This window comes from Geodermatophilus sp. SYSU D01045 (genome assembly GCF_054050295.1).
Map to the genome: position 1 here is coordinate 59,153 of NZ_JBJGZB010000008.1, position 17,067 is coordinate 76,219.

Annotated in this window: 15 protein-coding genes; 10 read left to right on the forward strand and 5 right to left on the reverse strand. The window is 75.9% G+C overall.

Features of this window, described 5'->3' with window-relative positions:
• Positions 1-6 precede the first annotated feature (6 nt).
• On the forward strand, positions 7-1,602 hold the full coding sequence (locus ACI798_RS08455; RefSeq protein WP_457047683.1) for a hypothetical protein: 1,596 nt from the start codon (positions 7-9) through the stop codon (positions 1,600-1,602).
• A gap of 10 nt (positions 1,603-1,612) precedes the next feature.
• On the opposite strand, the gene ACI798_RS08460 is transcribed toward ACI798_RS08455, so the two are convergent.
• Positions 1,613-2,209, reverse strand: coding sequence for a potassium channel family protein (locus tag ACI798_RS08460; RefSeq protein ID WP_457047684.1), 597 nt, complete (start codon positions 2,207-2,209; stop codon positions 1,613-1,615).
• A 58-nt stretch (positions 2,210-2,267) separates the two neighbouring features.
• Positions 2,268-3,734, reverse strand: coding sequence for a DUF2252 domain-containing protein (locus tag ACI798_RS08465; RefSeq protein ID WP_456939311.1), 1,467 nt, complete (start codon positions 3,732-3,734; stop codon positions 2,268-2,270).
• A 196-nt stretch (positions 3,735-3,930) separates the two neighbouring features.
• On the opposite strand from ACI798_RS08465, the gene ACI798_RS08470 reads away from it, so the two are divergent.
• The 3 genes from ACI798_RS08470 (at position 3,931) to ACI798_RS08480 (ending at position 5,430) form a co-directional block, all read left to right on the forward strand.
• A complete protein-coding gene (locus ACI798_RS08470) occupies positions 3,931-4,491 on the forward strand; it encodes an HdeD family acid-resistance protein (protein WP_457047685.1) in 561 nt (186 codons plus the stop codon).
• 65 nt (positions 4,492-4,556) lie between these two features.
• A complete protein-coding gene (locus ACI798_RS08475; protein ID WP_456939309.1) occupies positions 4,557-4,868 on the forward strand; it encodes an SHOCT domain-containing protein in 312 nt (103 codons plus the stop codon).
• A 46-nt stretch (positions 4,869-4,914) separates the two neighbouring features.
• Positions 4,915-5,430 (forward strand): DUF1269 domain-containing protein, encoded by a 516-nt coding sequence (locus ACI798_RS08480; protein WP_456939308.1) that lies wholly within the window; start codon positions 4,915-4,917, stop codon positions 5,428-5,430.
• A 101-nt stretch (positions 5,431-5,531) separates the two neighbouring features.
• On the opposite strand, the gene ACI798_RS08485 is transcribed toward ACI798_RS08480, so the two are convergent.
• The gene (locus tag ACI798_RS08485; protein ID WP_456939307.1) at positions 5,532-6,023 is read right to left on the reverse strand and encodes a hypothetical protein; all 492 of its coding nucleotides are present in this window, start codon (positions 6,021-6,023) and stop codon (positions 5,532-5,534) included.
• 111 nt (positions 6,024-6,134) lie between these two features.
• Between ACI798_RS08485 and ACI798_RS08490 the strand changes: the two genes are divergently transcribed.
• The 4 genes from ACI798_RS08490 (at position 6,135) to ACI798_RS08505 (ending at position 10,738) form a co-directional block, all read left to right on the forward strand.
• Complete coding sequence (locus ACI798_RS08490) at positions 6,135-7,865, forward strand: alpha/beta hydrolase (RefSeq protein ID WP_457047686.1); 1,731 nt, start codon at positions 6,135-6,137, stop codon at positions 7,863-7,865.
• Between the two features lie 18 nt (positions 7,866-7,883).
• On the forward strand, positions 7,884-8,594 hold the full coding sequence (locus tag ACI798_RS08495; RefSeq protein ID WP_457047687.1) for a CPBP family intramembrane glutamic endopeptidase: 711 nt from the start codon (positions 7,884-7,886) through the stop codon (positions 8,592-8,594).
• Positions 8,595-8,667: 73 nt separating this feature from the next.
• On the forward strand, positions 8,668-8,907 hold the full coding sequence (locus ACI798_RS08500; RefSeq protein ID WP_456939304.1) for a three-helix bundle dimerization domain-containing protein: 240 nt from the start codon (positions 8,668-8,670) through the stop codon (positions 8,905-8,907).
• Positions 8,873-10,738: a SulP family inorganic anion transporter gene (locus ACI798_RS08505; RefSeq protein ID WP_457047688.1), complete on the forward strand. Its 1,866-nt coding sequence runs from the start codon at positions 8,873-8,875 to the stop codon at positions 10,736-10,738. The genes ACI798_RS08500 and ACI798_RS08505 overlap by 35 nt, the downstream gene beginning before the upstream one ends.
• Here ACI798_RS08505 and ACI798_RS08510 read toward each other — a convergent pair.
• Positions 10,714-12,093: a diacylglycerol/lipid kinase family protein gene (locus ACI798_RS08510; RefSeq protein ID WP_457047689.1), complete on the reverse strand. Its 1,380-nt coding sequence runs from the start codon at positions 12,091-12,093 to the stop codon at positions 10,714-10,716. The genes ACI798_RS08505 and ACI798_RS08510 overlap by 25 nt on opposite strands.
• Positions 12,094-12,367: 274 nt before the next feature.
• On the opposite strand from ACI798_RS08510, the gene ACI798_RS08515 reads away from it, so the two are divergent.
• Both ACI798_RS08515 and serA read left to right on the forward strand, forming a co-directional pair.
• Positions 12,368-13,108, forward strand: coding sequence for an HpcH/HpaI aldolase family protein (locus ACI798_RS08515; RefSeq protein WP_457047690.1), 741 nt, complete (start codon positions 12,368-12,370; stop codon positions 13,106-13,108).
• A gap of 79 nt (positions 13,109-13,187) precedes the next feature.
• A complete protein-coding gene (gene serA / locus ACI798_RS08520; RefSeq protein ID WP_457047691.1) occupies positions 13,188-14,396 on the forward strand; it encodes a phosphoglycerate dehydrogenase in 1,209 nt (402 codons plus the stop codon).
• Positions 14,397-14,479: 83 nt separating this feature from the next.
• Here serA and ACI798_RS08525 read toward each other — a convergent pair whose 3' ends face one another.
• A complete protein-coding gene (locus ACI798_RS08525; protein ID WP_457047692.1) occupies positions 14,480-16,750 on the reverse strand; it encodes an immune inhibitor A domain-containing protein in 2,271 nt (756 codons plus the stop codon).
• Between the last annotated feature and the right edge of the window lie 317 nt (positions 16,751-17,067).

Consider the following 17,067-nt stretch of genomic DNA (forward strand, 5'->3'; position numbering starts at 1 on the left):
GGTCCCGTGCGCCGCTTCGCCACCGGGCTGCTGCTGCTCGTCAGCGCCCTCGCCCTCGTCCTGGCGAGCACGTCGCTGTGGGTCCGCCAGAACGTGGTGGACACGCAGGCGTTCGTGTCCAACGTGGAGACGGTCGTGGACCTGCCCGCGGTGGAGGACCGCGTCACCGAGCAGGTCACGGCGACGGTGATGACCAACCCCGAGGTGCAGACCGCCATCGACGACGTCGTCGCGGCGCTCCCTGACCGGCTGCAGCAGTACCGGTCGACGGTGGAGGGCGGCGTCAGCTCGCTCGTGTCGGCCGGCGTGAGCCGGCTGCTCGCCTCGGACCCGTTCCGCCCGCTGACGCAGTCGGCGCTCACCTCCGCGCACGACCAGCTGGTCGCCGGCGAGCCCGTGCAGTTCACGCTCGGCCAGGCGAAGGAACGCATCCCCGCCTCGGTGCAGGACGGCCTCGCCGGCCAGGTCCTCGACCTCGTGCCCGACGACGTCGGCGTCACCCTGCTGACCCCGGCCGACAACCCCGAGGTCTACAACGGCGTCGACCTGCTCCGATCGGTCTGGTGGTGGCTGGGCCTGCTGTCGCTCGGCCTGCTCGCGGGCGCGCTCGCCGTCTCCCGGCACCGGCGCGGCACGCTGCGGGCGTGGGCGGTGACCACGGCGGTCCTCACCCTGCTCGTCCTGCTCGCCCTGCGGATCGGCCGCGGCCTGGTGGTCCAGGCGGCCCGACCCGACAACCGGGACGCCGTCGGCGCCGTGTACGACGTGTTCGCCGGCGACCTGCGGTCCTGGACGCTGTGGCTGCTCGCCGGAGCCGTCGTCCTCGGTCTACTGACCGTGCTGTGGGGCCGGCTCGGCCTGGTGGCCGGCGTGCGGCGGGGAGCGGCGTCGGCCCGGGACGAGCTGCAGCGCCGGCGGGAGCGGGCGCACGAAGCCCGGGTGGCCGGCGCCGAGGGCCTGGCCGACGGCGCCGCGCCCGCGACCGCGGTCGCCGCCCGGGAGCCCTGGACGCGGCGGACCGCCGCCTGGGCGCGCGGGTTCGCCGACGGCCTGGACCTGCCGGGCCGGACCGCCCGGTGGGGCGCGGCGGTGCGCGACCACCTCGGCCCGGCACGGTGGGCCGGCATCACGCTCGGTGCCGTGGTGCTGCTGCTCTGGCCGTCGCCGACCCTGTCGGTGCTGATCTGGGTCGCCGCCCTGGTCGCGCTCTGGATCGGTGCCCTGGAGTGGCTGAGCGGCCGCGCGCCGGCCGCGGTCCCGCCGGCGCCGCCCGTGCCGGGCGTCCCCGCCGCGGACGGGGTCGCGACCGGCGTGCCGGCCCCGCGCCCGGGGCCCGAGGCGGGCGGCGTGCTGGTCGGTGCGCCCGCCGGGACGGCAGCGGCGGCGGCCGGCGCGGCGGCGGGGACGGCCGGGACCGGGTCGCTGCCCGCGCCCGCGCCGGTCCCCGAGACGGAGCGACTGGTCCCGGCCCTGCCCGCGGAGGCGATCTCCACCCTCGAGGACCGGCTCGACCTGCTCCTGCGCCTCGGCGCCGCCCGGGACGCCGGCGTCCTGTCCGAGGAGGAGTTCCTCCGGGTGAAGGGCCGGCTGCTCGCCTCCTGAGCGGGCCGGGTCAGGCGTCCCCACCGGGTGCCTGCGCACCGGACTGGGCCGCCCGGCGGCGGTCCACCGCGCCGAGGAACAGCTTGAGCACCAGCCCGATGAGCACGAGGTCGCCGACCATCAGCAGCGTGGTGAGGACCCGCGCCACGGGGCTGACCGCGCTGATGTCACCGAAACCCACCGTGGCGAACACGGTCACCACGAAGTAGACGCCGTCGACGCGGTCCAGCGGCTCGCTGAACGCGTCCGGGTCGCTGCCGGACAGCTGCACGAAGGCGGTCGCGAACAGCAGCAGGAACAGCGGCAGCGACAGCGCGATCCCCTCGACCGCCTGCAGCCCCGGGTGCCGGGACCGCAGGATCGCCCGCACCTGCACGACGACCAGCAGCCCGACGGCGAGGACGCCGGCGGCGAGCGCGAGGACCGTGCCCACGGTGAACGCGCGGTCGAGGGGGAGCAGGGCGTAGACGACCAGCAGCCCTGCCGTCGTGAGCAGCGTCCGCGCGGCGCCCCGCAGGAGCGCCCCGCGCCCGGGCAGGCCGTGCGGCACCTCCGCCGGCGCGGCGGCGGTACCGGACGGCCGGTCGGCGCTCCCGGGGCCCCCCACGCCCGCAGCGTCCCGGTGCCCGCCCGTGCCGCGGATCACCCGAGTCGGGTGAGCCGGCTCAGACGTCGCGCTGCACCTGCACCCGGCCGGCCGCGGCCGCCTCGGCCAGCTGGCGGTGGTCGCCCTCGGTGACGTCGGCGCACGCCTCCGCGTAGTCGGCGAGCGCGTGCTCGAACGCCGGAGAGGAACCCAGGTAGCCGGCGATCGCGATGCGGTCGCCGGTGCGGGCGTGCGCCCGGGCCAGGCACCAGGCGCACACCGTGCCGAGGACCTGCAGCCCCTCGGGGCGCAGGTCGGCGAGCTCGATCGACCCCTTCCAGTCCCGCAGCTGCCGGAGGTAGAAGTCCCGCTCCACGCCGTCGACGCCGGCGGTCTGCTCCCAGCCGAGGAAGACGTCGCTCGCCTGCTGCATGAGGCGCTGGCCGGCCACCACCCGCTCGCCCTGGTGGGTGTAGCGGCTGGGCCCGACGAACTCCGCGTGCACCGAGGGGCCGGCCTCCTTGACCTGCAGCAGCAGCGGGTCGTCGTCGTCGCGCCCGACGAGCAGGACCACCCAGCAGCGGGTGCCCACGCTGCCCACCCCGACGACCTTGCGGGCCATGTCGACGAACGCGTACCGCTCCAGCAGGGTGCGGCGGTCGACCTGGAGCGAGGCGCGGTACTGACGGATCAGGCCGTGGAACGCGCCGGCCGGGTCCGGGCCCTCCGCCCCGGGCACCAGGTCGCGCAGCGGCATCAGCAGCGGCGGCTCGGCCTTGATCCGCAGCCGGCCGCCGACCACCTCGGTGAGCTTGCCGAACGCCTGGAGGCTGTCGCGGGTCCGCGCCCGCTCCAGCGCACGGGTCAGCCGCTTGCGGGCGCCCGGTCCGAGCAGGGGGGGCAGGTCGCGCTGCAGCGCCTCGGCGTCGAGGCCGGCGTACCAGACCTCGATGTCCCGCTGCCCCGCGAACTCCGCCATCGCCGTCCGGTAGCGCGCGGCCGCGGCGACGGTGACGGCCCGCCGCTGCTTGTGCGACAGGCCGTTCTCCCGGCCGGCGAGCTCCAGGCTGGCGACCAGCCGCCGGACGTCGTGCTCGAAGGGGCCGGGGAGGGTCTCGTCGAAGTCGTTGGTGTCGAACAGCAGCCGCCGCTCGGGGGAGCCGAACAGCCCGAAGTTGGCCGCGTGCGCGTCCCCGCACATCTGCACGGTGAGGCCCGAGCGGGACGCGCCGGCCTGGTCGGCGGCCATGACGCGGGCGGCGCCGCGGTAGTAGGCGAAGGGGGACTGCAGCATCCGCCCCCAGCGGATCGGCACCAGCTCGGGCACCCGGCCGTCGGCCTGCTCCTCGAGCAGGGTGAGCGGGTCGCGGGTGCGCGTGGCCCGCGGGGACTGGGCGAGCGCGTCGAGCGGGGCGGTGGCGCGCAGCGCCTTCCCCGCGGCCCGCCGCTGCTGCGGCGTGGGCCGCGCCGGCCGGCCGGCCCCGTGCGGGGGCCGGTCCTCGACGGTGACGGTCGTCCCGGTCAGCACCCCGCTCCCGTCGATCACGGTGCCGCCGCCGCCTCCACGGCGTGCGTCGCGGGTCGTGGCCGTGCTCCCGGGCGTCCGGCGTCCGGCTGCGCCTGTCCTCATGGTGCGACGGTGACGGGGCGGGCACCGCGGTGGCCTCATCCGGCGGGGATGAGGACGTCCTGCCCCCGGACGGCGACCCTCGGCGCCGGAACGCAGCCGGGAGGAAACCGCGATGACCACCCACCTGTCCCGTCCCTCCGTGACCGTCCCGCCACGGCGCAGCGGTGCGCGCGTGGTGGTCGGACTGCTCGGCCTGGCCGTCGTGGTCCTCGGGATCGTGCTGCTGGCCAACCCGGTCGCCGCCGCGCGCAGTCTCGCGGTCCTGATCGGCATCTCCTTCGTCGTCGGCGGGCTGCTGGAGATCGCCGTCGGGTGGGACTCCGGGCGCTCCCGCGGTGCGGCGGTGCTGCTCGGCGGCGTCCTCGTCGTCGGCGGCGTCCTGGCCATGGTCTGGCCCGGTGTGACGCTCTGGACGCTGGTGCTGGTCACCGCACTGTCGCTGCTGGTCCACGGCGCCGGCCGGATCGCCCTGGCCGCCGTCGGGCGGGACCGGGTCGAGGGACGGGGCTGGCTGGCCGCGCTCGGTGTCGTCGACGTCGTCGTCGGCGTGCTGGCCCTCGCCTGGCCGGAGGCCACCGTCCTGGTGCTGTGCGTGCTGTTCGGCATCCAGGTGCTGTTCCTCGGCCTGGCGCTGGTGGTCGTCGGCTTCCTGCGCCCGGCCGGCAGCAGCTGACCGGACCGGGCACCCGGCACGGGGGCACGGGACGAGAAGGACGGATCGAGAGGACAGGAGCCGACATGCCAGGACTGCTCCGCGGCGTCGCGCGCACGGCCGTCGTCGCGGGCACGGCCACCGCCGTGTCCGACCGCGTCCGGCGGCGCCAGGCCCACCGGTGGGCCCAGCAGGACGCGATGGCCGCGCCGCAGGCGTACGCCGCCCCGCCGCCGGCGTACGCCGCCGCGCCGCCGCCGGCCGCGCCGGTGCCCCCGCCGCGCACCGACACCGACACCAAGCTGGCCCAGCTGCGCGAGCTGGGCCGGCTGAGGGACTCCGGCGTCCTCGACGAGGCCGAGTTCCAGCTCCAGAAGAGCCGGATCCTCGACTCCTGACCCCGGGCCGCCGGTCCGGTCCACCCATCCCCGAGGGAGGAAGTACATGGCCACCATGACCGTCTGGACGTTCCCCACCGCCGACGGCGCGGACCGCGCCCAGGCCACGCTCGCGGACCTGCAGCGCCGGGAGCTGATCAGGATCCACGACGCCGCGATCGTCAGCTACCCGGCGGGCGCGCGGAAGCCGCGGACCCGTCAGCTGAACAACCTCGCCGGGGCCGGTGCCCTGGGGGGCGCGTTCTGGGGGATGCTGTTCGGCCTAATCTTCCTCGTCCCGCTGCTCGGCATGGCGGTCGGCGCGGCGATGGGTGCGCTCACCGGCAGCATGACCGACGTCGGCATCGACGACGCCTTCATCCGCCGGATGCGCGAGGAGATCCGGCCGGGGACCTCGGCGCTGTTCGTCCTCTCCTCGGACGCCGTCGTGGACCGGGTCCGCGAGGCGTTCGCGGGCCAGGACATGACCCTGGTCGAGAGCAACCTCAGCAACGAGCAGGAGGCCAAGCTGCGCGAGGTCTTCGCCGACACCGAGCACCCCGCCCCCGCGACGACGGGCTGAGTGCTCTCCGGGACGGGGCCCGGCCGCAGCCGCGTGCGGCCGGGCCCCGTCGCGTGCCGCCCGGGCGGTCCGGTGCAGGGGCAGGTCGGTGCGGGGGCAGGTCAGTGCACGAGCGACTTGAGCACGATCAGCCCGGCGCCGACGAGGGCCACGAGCGCACCCCGGAACGCCGCGGAGCCGGGTGGCGAGCCGGCGAAGCGGGCGGCCCAGTAGCCGTAGAACCCGATCAGGCCCACCCCCGACCACTTGGCGACGGTGAACGCGGTGCCGGTCGTGAGCACGCCGAGCGCGGCGAGCAGGAAGAAGACGGCGGGGAACACCACGCCGAACCCGACCGCCCCGGCGTCCTCGGCCATGTGCACGACCTCGGGACGCGTGACCCGCCGGCGCGCGCTGGTCTCCGTGCCCACGATGCCGCTGTAGACCTCGGCCAGCCCCACGGCCACGGCCGTCCCCAGCAGCCACACGGCCACGACCCCGGGGGCCGGCGGGTGCTGCTCGACCGCGACCACCAGCGCCAGGCCGATGATCGAGCCGTAGACGACCCGTCCGACCTGCCGGGAGCCCAGGTGCGCCTCGAGTCCGGCTCGCATGCGCCGCAGCGTGGGGGCCGCCCGCCCGGCCGCACATCGTCCGCCCGGTGCGATCCCGGCCGCCCGGGACACCCCTAGCGTCGACGCCCCCACGTGCGCGCGGAGCCCGACATGACGACCGAACCGGCTGTCCGGGACGCCTCGGCGGCCCCTCCCGTCCCCGCGCCGCGCGCGGCGACGGAGGCGGGGCCCCCGCGCCGGCCCGTCCGCCGGTGGCGGCGGTGGTTGCCGCGGTACCGGTGGAGCGGGCTGGCCGGGGCGGTGCTGCTCGGCTGCCTGTCCCTGACGCCGTCGCTGCTGCCGCGCGGCTGGCTGATCCAGGGCCTGGTCGCGGGCATCACCGCGGCGATCGGGTACGGGCTGGGGACCGCGCTGGCCTGGTTCGTCGCCGAGGCGACCGACCGCCGGATGTCCGCGCGCTTCCGGCGTCGCGCCTGGCAGGTGCTCGCCGTGGCCGGCACGGCGCTGGTCGTGGTCTCGCTGTGGCTCGGCGCGCGCTGGCAGCGCGAGGTCCACCTGCTCATGGGGCTCGACCCGCCGCGCGGGTACTCCTCCGCCGGCATCGTCGTCGTGGCGGTGCTGCTGTTCGTGGTCCTGGTCGCCCTGGGCCGGGGCGTCCGGTGGCTGGGCCGCGGGCTCGTCCGGCTGCTGGGCCGCGTCCTCCCGCGGCGCCTCGCCCGGCCGCTCGGCGTCGTGGCGGTCGGGACGCTCCTGGTGGTCCTGGTCAACGGCGTGCTGTTCCAGGGGCTGATCGAGGCAGCGAACTCCGCGTTCAGCGTGCAGGACGACGAGACGGGGGAGGGCGCCGTCCGCCCCACCGGCGCCGAGCGGTCCGGCGGTCCGGGCTCGCTGCTGCGGTGGGAGGAGCTCGGCCGGCAGGGGCGCATCTTCGTGGGGACCGGCCCGACGCCGTGGGACCTCGCCGCCTTCTCGGGGCGGCCGGCGCTCCCGCCGGTGCGGGTCTACGCCGGGCTGGAGTCGGCCGAGGACGTCGAGGAGCGCGCGGACCTCGCCGTCCGGGACCTCGTGCGGGCCGGCGGCTTCGACCGGGCGGTGCTCGCCGTGGTCACCACGACCGGGACCGGCTGGGTCGACCCCGCGGCCGGCGCCGCGCTGGAGCACGAGTTCAACGGGGACACCGCGATGGTGTCCATGCAGTACTCCTACCTGCCCAGCTGGATCTCCTTCCTCGTCGACCAGGCCAAGGCGCGGGACGCCGGGCGGGCGCTGTTCGACGCGGTGTACGGCGTGTGGTCCCGGCTGCCGGTGGGCGAGCGGCCGGACCTGCTGGTGCTCGGCGAGAGCCTCGGCAGCTTCGGCGGGGAGGCCGCGTTCAGCGGCCTGGCCGACATCCAGAACCGGGCCAGCGGCGTGGTCTGGGCCGGGCCGCCGAACTTCAACGCGCTGTGGCGGGACCTGGTCGCCGACCGGGACGAGGGGTCGCCGGAGTGGCTCCCGGTGCTCGACGGCGGGCGGACCGCGCGGTTCGCCGACGAGGCCGCCGACCTCGCCGCGCCGCCCGCCCCGTGGGGGGACTCCCGGGTCGTCTACCTGCAGAACGCCTCGGACCCCATCGTCTGGTGGTCCCCGGAGCTGCTGCTGACCCGGCCGAGCTGGCTCGAGGGGCCGCGGGCGCCGGACGTGTCGGAGGCCATGACGTGGCTGCCCTTCGTCACCTTCTGGCAGGTCACCGCCGACATGGCGTTCTCCACCGGAGCCCCGGACGGGCACGGCCACCGGTACACGGCCGACTACGCCGACGCCTGGGCCGCGGTGGCGCAGCCACCGGGGTGGACCGACGCCGACACCGCGCGGCTGCGCCCGCTGCTCGGCCGGTACTGACACGGCCGGCGCGGCTCCGTGACCTCCTCCACCCGCGCCCGGCTGCGCAGCGGGACCGTCGTCGCGGCGATCGCCGTCCTCGCCGTGGCCGGCCCGCTCGTGCGCCCGCCGTGGTGGGTGCGCGGTCTCGCCGGCGCCGCCCTCCTCGCGGGGGCGCGCCTGTCCGGGTTCGGCTGGTCCGAGCTGGGCCTGGGCCGCGACCGGCTGGGGGCGGGCTGCCGGTGGGCGCTGGGGGCGGTGGGCGTCGTCGTCGCCGTCTACGCCGTGGGTGTCGCGCTGCCGCCGACCCGGCCGGTCTTCCTGGACGACCGCTACGACCTCCCGCCCGCCGGCGTGCTGTCGAAGGTGCTGCTCAGCATCCCGCTCGGCACGGTGGTGCTCGAGGAGCTGGCGTTCCGCTCGGTGCTGTGGGCGGTGCTGGCCCGGCACTGCCGGCCCTGGCAGGTGCTGGTCACCACCGCGGTGCTGTTCGGCCTGTGGCACGTCCCGACCGTGCTGGCCGCCGGGGAGGGCGTCCGCGGCTTCCCCGCCGCCGTGGTCGGGGGCACCGTCGTGGTGACCACCGCGGGCGGCCTGGTGTTCGGCGAGCTGCGCCGGCGCAGCGGCAGCGTCGTCGCCTCGGCCGGCGCGCACTGGGCCACCAACGCGCTCGGCGTCCTCGCGGGTGCGCTGGTGCGCCGGCTGGACGCCGGGGCGGGCGGGGCGCCGGGCATCGTCCTCGGCGGGTGAGGCCCGGGACCACCGCGGGCCGGGACCGTGGCACGGTCCCGGCCCGTCCGTCCCCGGGGCGAGGAGGAGCGAGATGAGCGTGGTCGCCGAGCCGCTCTCGGCGGACGACGGCGCCGTCCCCGGCGCGGACGCGTTCCTCGGTCCGCTCGTGGCCCGGCTGGCGGAGGAGTACGGCGCGGACCCCGGGGAGGTCCGGGCGCGGGCGGTGGCCGCGTTCGCGGCGTTCGCCGGCGCGCGGGTGCAGGCGTTCGTCCCGATCCTGGTGGAGAAGCGGCTCCGTGAGCGCTACCGCGTCCGGCGGACGGCCGGCTGACCCGGGCGGCCCGCGCCGGTCCCGGGGGACCCGGAGGGCCGTCCCGCCCGGTCTCCTGGCCCTGCGCGGGTACCGCCGCGCGTGGCTGCCCCGCGACGTCGTCGCCGGCGTGGTGCTGGCCACGCTGCTCGTGCCGCAGGGCATGGCCTACGCCGAGCTGGCGGGGCTGCCGGCGATCACCGGGCTGTACACGACGATCACCTGCCTGCTGGCGTACGCCGTGTTCGGCCCGTCCCGCATCCTGGTCCTCGGCCCCGACTCCTCGCTCGGGCCGATGATCGCGGCGACCATCCTGCCGCTGGTGGTCGCGGGCGGGGACCCGGGGCGGGCGGTGGCGCTGGCGTCGGTGCTCGCGCTCGTGGTCGGGGTCGTCATGGTCGTGGCCGGCTGGACCGGCCTGGGCTTCGTCGCCGACCTGCTCTCCAAGCCGACCATGATCGGCTACATGAACGGGCTGGCGCTGACCATCCTGGTCGGCCAGCTGCCCAAGCTGCTCGGGTTCTCCGTCGACGCCGACGGCGTCGTCGGCGAGGCGGCAGGCTTCGTGGAGGGCGTGGCGCAGGGCGAGGCGGTGCCCGCCGCGGCGGCGGTCGGGCTGGGCGGGGTCGCGCTGGTCCTCGCACTCCAGCGGTGGTGGCCGAAGGTGCCGGCGGTGCTCGTCATGGTCGTGCTGGCCATCGCCGTCAGCGCGGCCTTCGACCTGGGGGAGCGCGGGGCGGACCTGGTGGGGGAGCTGCCGCAGGGCTTCCCGCCGCTGACGATCCCCTCGGTCGGCTGGTCCGACCTCGGGGTGATCGTCGCCGGGGCCCTGGCGATCGCGCTGGTGTCCCTGGCCGACACGATCTCGACGGCGTCGTCGTTCGCCGCGCGCACGGGCCAGGAGGTGCACGGCGGCCAAGAGATGGTGGGCATCGGGACGGCGAACCTCGCCGCCGGGCTGTTCCAGGGCTTCCCCGTGAGCACCAGCGCCTCCCGCACCGCGGTCGCCGAGCGGGCCGGCGCCCGCACCCAGCTGACCGGGGTCACCGGCGCCGCGCTGGTGCTCCTGATGATCGTGTTCCTGCCCGGCCTCTTCCGCGACCTGCCGCAGGCGGCGCTGGCGGCGGTCGTCATCACGGCGTCCCTGTCGTTGGCCGACCTGCCGGGCACCGTCCGGCTGTGGCGGCAGCGCCGCGTCGAGTTCACCCTGTCACTGGTCGCCTTCGCGGGCGTCGCGCTGCTCGGGGTGCTGCCGGGCATCGCGCTCGCCGTCGGGCTGTCCATCCTCAACGTGTTCCGGCGGGCCTGGCACCCGTACGAGACCGAGCTGGGCCGGGTCGACGGCCTGCCCGGCTACCACGACGTGCACTCCTACCCGGCGGCCGGCCGGCTGCCCGGGCTGGTCATCTACCGGTTCGACGCGCCGCTGTTCTTCGCCAACGCCAAGACCTTCCGGGACGAGGTCACCGCCCTCGCCCGCACCGAGCCCGCGCCGCGGTGGATCGTCGTCGCGGCCGAGCCGGTCACCGACGTCGACACCACCGCCGCCGACGTGCTGTTCGAGCTGGACCGGACGCTCGCCGCCCGCGGGCAGAGCCTGGTCTTCGCCGAGCTCAAGGACCCGGTCCGCCGCAAGATCGAGCGCTACGGCCTCGCCGGCGAGATCGGCGCGCAGGACTTCTTCCCCACGATCGGGGCCGCGGTCGAGGCCTTCCGGCGGGAGACCGGCGCCGCCTGGCCGGACGCCGCCGGGCCGCCCGCCGCTCCGCCGCCCGGCGTCCCCGGCCCGCGGGACGCCCCGCCGGACGCGGGCCGGGGCAGCGGAGCTCAGCCGTCCGTGCCAGGCGCCTGAGCGGCCTGGTCCGCGCCGACGGGGGCCGGCGGGACCGGGGGCGCGGCCGGCTCGACCCGGGGCGGCCGGCCCAGGGCCAGGGACCACAGGGACGTCCACTGCACGCGGGCCCGCGGCGCCCGCACGCCCGGGCGGTCCCGCGGCAGCCGGACCCGCAGCACCCCGGGGCGGACGGTGCACCGCACCGGCGTGGCCAGCCGCACCGTCTCGCCGTCGATCCCGACGGGGACCTCGGGCACGTCGGCGGTCACGAGCACCTCGCGCGCCTCCGTCGTCCGGATGCCCCGCTGGTGGGCGCCGCGCAGCAGCTCGACGGCCTGCCGCGCGCTGTCGACCCGGATCGCGATCACGCCGAGCACGCCGCGGTCGAGCCGGGACCGCCGGCCGATCCCGGCGAGGTCGGACTCGTCGTAGGAGCCGTTGCTCACCAGCACCGCCTGCGGCCCGTCGACCACCAGCGACCCGGCCTCGGCCCGCAGGCGGGCGCCGCGCCGCCGGCTGAGCAGGTCGGGCAGCGCCGCGAGGGTGGTCCCGGCCTTGTCCTCCCGGTACCCGGGGTCCTCGACGATCTCGGCGTAGGCGCCGAAGGACGCGTTGTTGACGAACGGCCGCCCGTTGACCGCGCCCAGGTCGATCCGCGCCTCCACCCCGTCGCGCAGCGCGTCGAGGCAGCGGGACGGGTCCTCCCGGTCCAGGCCGAGGTCGAGCGCGAAGTGGTTGCGGGTGCCGGCGCTGATGACGAGGAACGGGACGTCGTGCTCGGCGGCGACGTCGGCCACCAGCGCCTGCGTGCCGTCGCCACCGGCCACGCCCAGCAGGTCCGCGCCGCGGGAGAGCGCGTCGCGGGCGAGCTGCTGCACGTCGGTCCCCGGCCGGTCCAGCAGCGCCACCTCCGCACCGAGCTCCTCCGCCTTCTCCCGCAGCGCGAACCGGCCGACCTTGCCGCCGCCGGACCGCGGGTTCATCACGAGGAAGGGGTGCCGGGGCGGGGGTACCTCGGTGACCGGCAGCGCCCACGCCGACGGGTCCGGCCGCAGCGCGGCCCGCGCGGTGCCCAGCGCAGCGGCCCAGAGCAGCGCGGCCAGGACGGCGGCCAGCACCAGGTCTTCGGCCAGGAAGACCACGACGAGCGCGAGCGGGGCCACCACGACCAGGGCGAGGGCGAACCAGCGCTTGATCCGGCCGTGGCGCAGGAACCAGAAGACCCCGGCGACGACGGCGACGGCGGTCACCACCACCAGCGCCATCAGCCACAGACCGCGGCCGTTGGCGGACTCCAGCAGTACGAGCAGGGCGGCGGCGGCCAGCGCCAGCGCGCCGCGGGCCTCCCACCGTCGGGCACGCGTCGACTCCACGACCCACCTCCTCCGGCCGGCACGGGGATGCTGCCGGGCGCGTCCGGGGTCCGGGCTCACCCTCCGCGGACGGTTCCGTTCTCGTCGGGTCGCGGGCCGGGCCGGGCTTACCGAAACTGGATCTGCCCCGCCAGGCCGCGACGGAGGGCCCCGGCCCGTGGCGCGCCGGCCTGGCGGGTGCCCGCGCCGGGACGACGGCGCACGGCGGGCGGGTGGACGACGGGGCGACGGGGAACGGGGCGACGGGGAACGGGGCGGCGGGGAACGGGGCGGCATGGTGGCGAGCGCGGCGGACCTGCGGCGCCGCTGGGCGGCGGGGGAGCCCGCGCACGGGCTGTGGAGCCTGCTGCCCGGTGCGGTCACCGGGGAGGTGCTGGCGCGCACCGGCGCGGACTACGTCGTCGTCGACCTGCAGCACGGCGCCACCGCCGAGGCCGACCTGCCGGGGACCGCGGCGGCGATCACCGCGGCCGGCGCGGTGCCGCTGGTCCGGACCCGCAGCCCCGCCTTCGCCGACGTCGGCCGCCCGCTCGACCTCGGCGCCCGCGGCGTCGTCGTGCCCAACGTCCGCGACGCCGCGCACGCCCGCGAGGTGGTGGCCGCCACCCGGTACGCGCCGGCCGGGACCCGCTCGATCGGGCGGCTGTCCGGGGGTGCCGACGAGCCGCTGGTGGTGGTGATGGTGGAGGCCGCGACCGCGCTGGAGGACCTCGACGCCGTGCTCGCCGTCGAGGGGCTGGACGGCGTGTACGTCGGCCCCGGCGACCTGTCCCTCTCGCTCGGGCTGACGGGGGAGGAGCACCGCGCGGAGCTGCGCGGCGTGCTGTCCTCGATCGTCGCCCGCGCGGTCGCCGCCGGGGTGCCCGTGGGCGTGCACGCCTACAGCGGCGAGGAGGCGGCCGGGTTCGCCGCCGAGGGCGCCACGATCGTCACGGTCGCCGTCGACGCCGCCCTCCTCGGGGAGGCCGGGGCGCGCCACCTCGGCGCCGCCCGCCGGGGGCCGGACCCCCGCTGACCGGACCGCCCCCGCCGCGACGGGATACTCGTCCCGACGGGGTCCGGCCGGCGGTCCCGCGGTCGAGGAGGTCCCCCGAGTGCCCAGAGCCCTGCTGCTGGAGAACATCGACCCGGTGGCGGCCGACATCCTCGGGGAGGCCGGCTACCGGGTCGAGTCCCTCCGGGGAGCGCTGGACGAGGCCGACCTGGTCGACGCGCTGGAGGGTGTTGACCTGCTCGGGATCCGGTCGAAGACGCAGGTGACCGCCGAGGTCGTGCGCGCCCGGCCGGGCCTCGCGGCGGTCGGCGCCTTCTGCATCGGCACCAACCAGATCGACCTCGCCGCGGCGGCCGCCGCGGGCGTCGCGGTGTTCAACGCGCCCTACTCCAACACCCGCAGCGTGGTGGAGATGGCGATCGCGGAGATCATCATCCTGGCGCGGCGGCTGGTCGACCGGGACCGCGCGCTGCACGCCGGCAGCTGGGACAAGTCGGCCGCCGGCAGCCACGAGATCCGCGGGCGCACGCTCGGGATCGTCGGCTACGGCAACATCGGCAGCCAGCTGTCGGTGCTCGCCGAGGCGCTGGGCATGCGGGTGCTGTTCTACGACCTCGAGGACAAGCTGGCGCTGGGCAACGCGGAGCGCTGCGACACCCTCGAGGAGCTGCTCGAGCGGGCGGAGACGGTGACGCTGCACGTCGACGGGCGGGCCGGGAACGCCGGGCTGTTCGGCGCCGAGCAGTTCGCCCGGATGCGCCGGCGCAGCCTGTTCCTCAACCTCTCGCGCGGGTTCGTCGTCGACCACGAGGCGCTGCGCGAGCACGTCCTGTCCGGCCACGTCGCCGGGGCCGCCGTCGACGTGTTTCCCGAGGAGCCGCGCGAGCAGGGCGACCCGTTCGACTCGGTGCTGCGCGGCCTGCCCAACGTCATCCTCACCCCGCACGTCGGCGGGTCGACGCAGGAGGCGCAGCACGACATCGGCCGGTTCGTCGCGGGCAAGCTGGTCGACTACACCACCACCGGGACGACGACGCTGAGCGTCAACCTGCCGACCGTGGCCCTGCACGGGTCGTCGGTGGCCCGGTTCGCGCTGCTGCACCGCAACGTGCCCGGCGTGCTCGCCCGCGTCGACGCGCTGGTCGGCGAGCACGGCCTCAACGTCGACGGCCAGGTCCTCGCCACCCGGGGCGAGCTCGGGTACGCGGTCACCGACGTGGGCGCCGAGCTGCCGGCGGACCTGCTCGCCGCGCTCCGCGCGCTGCCGGAGACCGTGCGGCTCACCACCGTGGGGCGCCGGCCCCGCTGAGCCCCGTGGGGCGCCGGCCCCGCTGCCCCTGGACGCAGAACGGCCCCCCGGCTGATGCCGGGGGGCCGTCTGCGTCGGTCGGGTCAGTTCACGTGCACCTGCATGAAGCCGTCGTGCGCGCTGGTGCTGACCACGGTGATCCGGGTGCCCGTGTCCGGCACGTCGACGCCGGTCCAGCCGTTGGCGTCGGTCTGCTCACCCGGCGCCACGTACCAGTCCTGCGTGTCGTCGAAGGTCGGCACGGCGGGCAGCCCGCCGTAGGTGCCGGCCACGCCGGTGTCCGGGTCGTGCAGGGTGATCCGGTCCGTCGGCTGCAGCCCGAAGGTGGAGTCGTAGGACTGGATGCGCGGCCGGAAGGACTCGCGGTCGGCCCCGTTGTCGGGCTCGTCGTCCGTCGGCTCGTAGAGCAGGCCCGGGTGGGCGTCGACCGGCAGGACCAGACCGGCACCCGGGTGGGCGCCGACGCTGTTGTCGGTGTACTGGGCGTTCCAGTAGCTGATCAGCAGGCCGTCCTGGTACGGCAGCCGCTCGGCCCAGTCCGGACGCGACGGGTCGCCGAAGTTGTACGGGCCGGTCTGCAGGCCGGCGTCGTAGCCGCGGTAGACGCGGTTCTCGGCGATGTAGGCGTTGAAGAACTCCTCCGTCGCCGTCCCGGTGCTGGTGGTGAACCCGTTCAGGGTCCAGGCCGTCGCCGGGGCGCCGCCGATCTGCACGGCGTCCACCTGCAGGCCGGGCTCGGTGGCGGCGCCGTCGGTCCAGTACCGGAAGCCCACCTGCGCACCCGCCGGGACGCCGGCCAGCGAGGCGGTCAGGTCGACCCACTCGCCGTCGGTGCTGCCGGTGATGCCGTGGCCGAAGTTCTGGCCGTTGGGGTCCGTCGTCGTCGACAGGTTCGTCGCCAGCGGGGTGAAGGTCTTGCCGCCGTCGGTCGAGTAGACGACGTAGGCGTAGTCCCAGTCCTGCTCGATGTCGTACCGGACCTTGGCGGTCAGCGTGGTCGCGCCGGCGGGCAGCGGGGTCAGCATCGAGTGGTCGAGGTCGTCACCCTGGCCCGAGTACCAGAAGTCCTCGCCCTCGTACGGGTCGCCGATGTCCGTGGTGACCTCGCGGTCGGGGAGGACGGCGATGACCGCCTGTGCCTGCCGGGTGTTGGTGCTGGCGGGGCCGAGACGGACGCTGGCGTGGGCGCCCGGCGCCACCACCTCGTAGTCCAGCCAGCCGAGCTGCAGCTTCTCCCAGGCGCCCATGTGGATCGGCTTGGTGCCGATGCCGTCGGCCGGCCGGCCGCTGTTGCCGTAGGAGCCGGAGGACATCAGCGTCCAGAAGGCGGTGCTGTTCTCGGCGCCGCCGCTGTTGCCGGAGGTGTCGTAGAGGTCCGGCAGGCCGAGGTCGTGGCCGAACTCGTGGGCGAAGACGCCGACGCCGCCGTTCTCGGGCTCGACGGTGTAGTCACCGATCCAGTACTTCGACTGGCCGACCCGGGTGCCGCCGAGCGGGTTCACCGCGCCGTCGACGGTCGGGCCGCCGGCGCCGATGCGGGTGGTCTGGTTGTACCAGCGGTGCGACCAGATGGCGTCCTCGCCGAGGGCGCCGCCGCCGACCTCCTCGCCCATGCCGGAGTGCACGGCCTGGAAGTGGTCGATATAGCCGTCGGCCTCGTCGAAGTCGCCGTCACCGTCGTGGTCGTAGCGGTCCCAGACGTCGAACTGCGCGAGGTACTGGTCGATCTGCTCGGCCGTCCTGCCCGACGCCAGCTGCTTCGCGTACCAGGTGTTGACGGTGTCGTTGACGAACTCCCACGGGCGCCGGCCGTCGTCGCCCTCGCCGTAGTAGGCCGCCTCGTGCTGGGTGACGGTCACCCAGTCCTCGACCTCACCGGTGACGGTGTAGCGGCCCGAGGACAGCTCCTCGTAGAAGTTCGCGACCGAGTTGACGCCGTCCGCGGAGCTGTAGAGCAGCCGGTCGAAGTAGGGCTGCGAGAAGTCCTCGGCCCAGATCGTGGTGTTGTCCACCGACCGGTCGGGCTCCGGGATCTCGTTGTGCGGCAGGTCGCCGAACTCGCCCAGGACGGTCCAGATGGCGTCGCTGTCCTCCTGGGCCAGCTCGACGTACTGGCCTCGGGCGACCTCGACGACCTTGTTGTCGCCGGTCGGCGTCGCCTCGCCGGAGACGACCTGCTCGAGGGCCTCCTGGCGCAGCTCGCGCTGCTTGTCACCGAGGGGGTTGGGCAGGTCGTGCGCGCGGTCCTGGACCGCGCCGGGGTCATCCTGCGGGGGTGCCGCGTTCGCGGTCGTGGGCATCGCCACCGCGACCAGCGCGGCGCCCACGACCAGGGGAAGAGCTCTCTTCTTCAAGGACCGTCTCCCATGTCGGACGAGGACCGCCGACCGCCGGTGGGGAACCACCGGCGATCACTCTCTGGCAGCCCGGCAAGACGTTAGGTAGCGGGAGTAAATAAGTCGACAATCCGTGACCAAACGGTGACTAACGAGACGGGGAAGTCCGTACGACCGTCCCCTTGACCTGCGGTGATGGGCGCGCTACGGCGTGTCGCCCGTTGCGCTCACTACTGCGCGCACTTGCGCTTTGCCGAGAGCGCAAGTCTCGCTAGGTTGTGGCGCACGGCACAGATCACCGCGGATCACCGGCTCCACCTGGGTGCTCCGGGGTG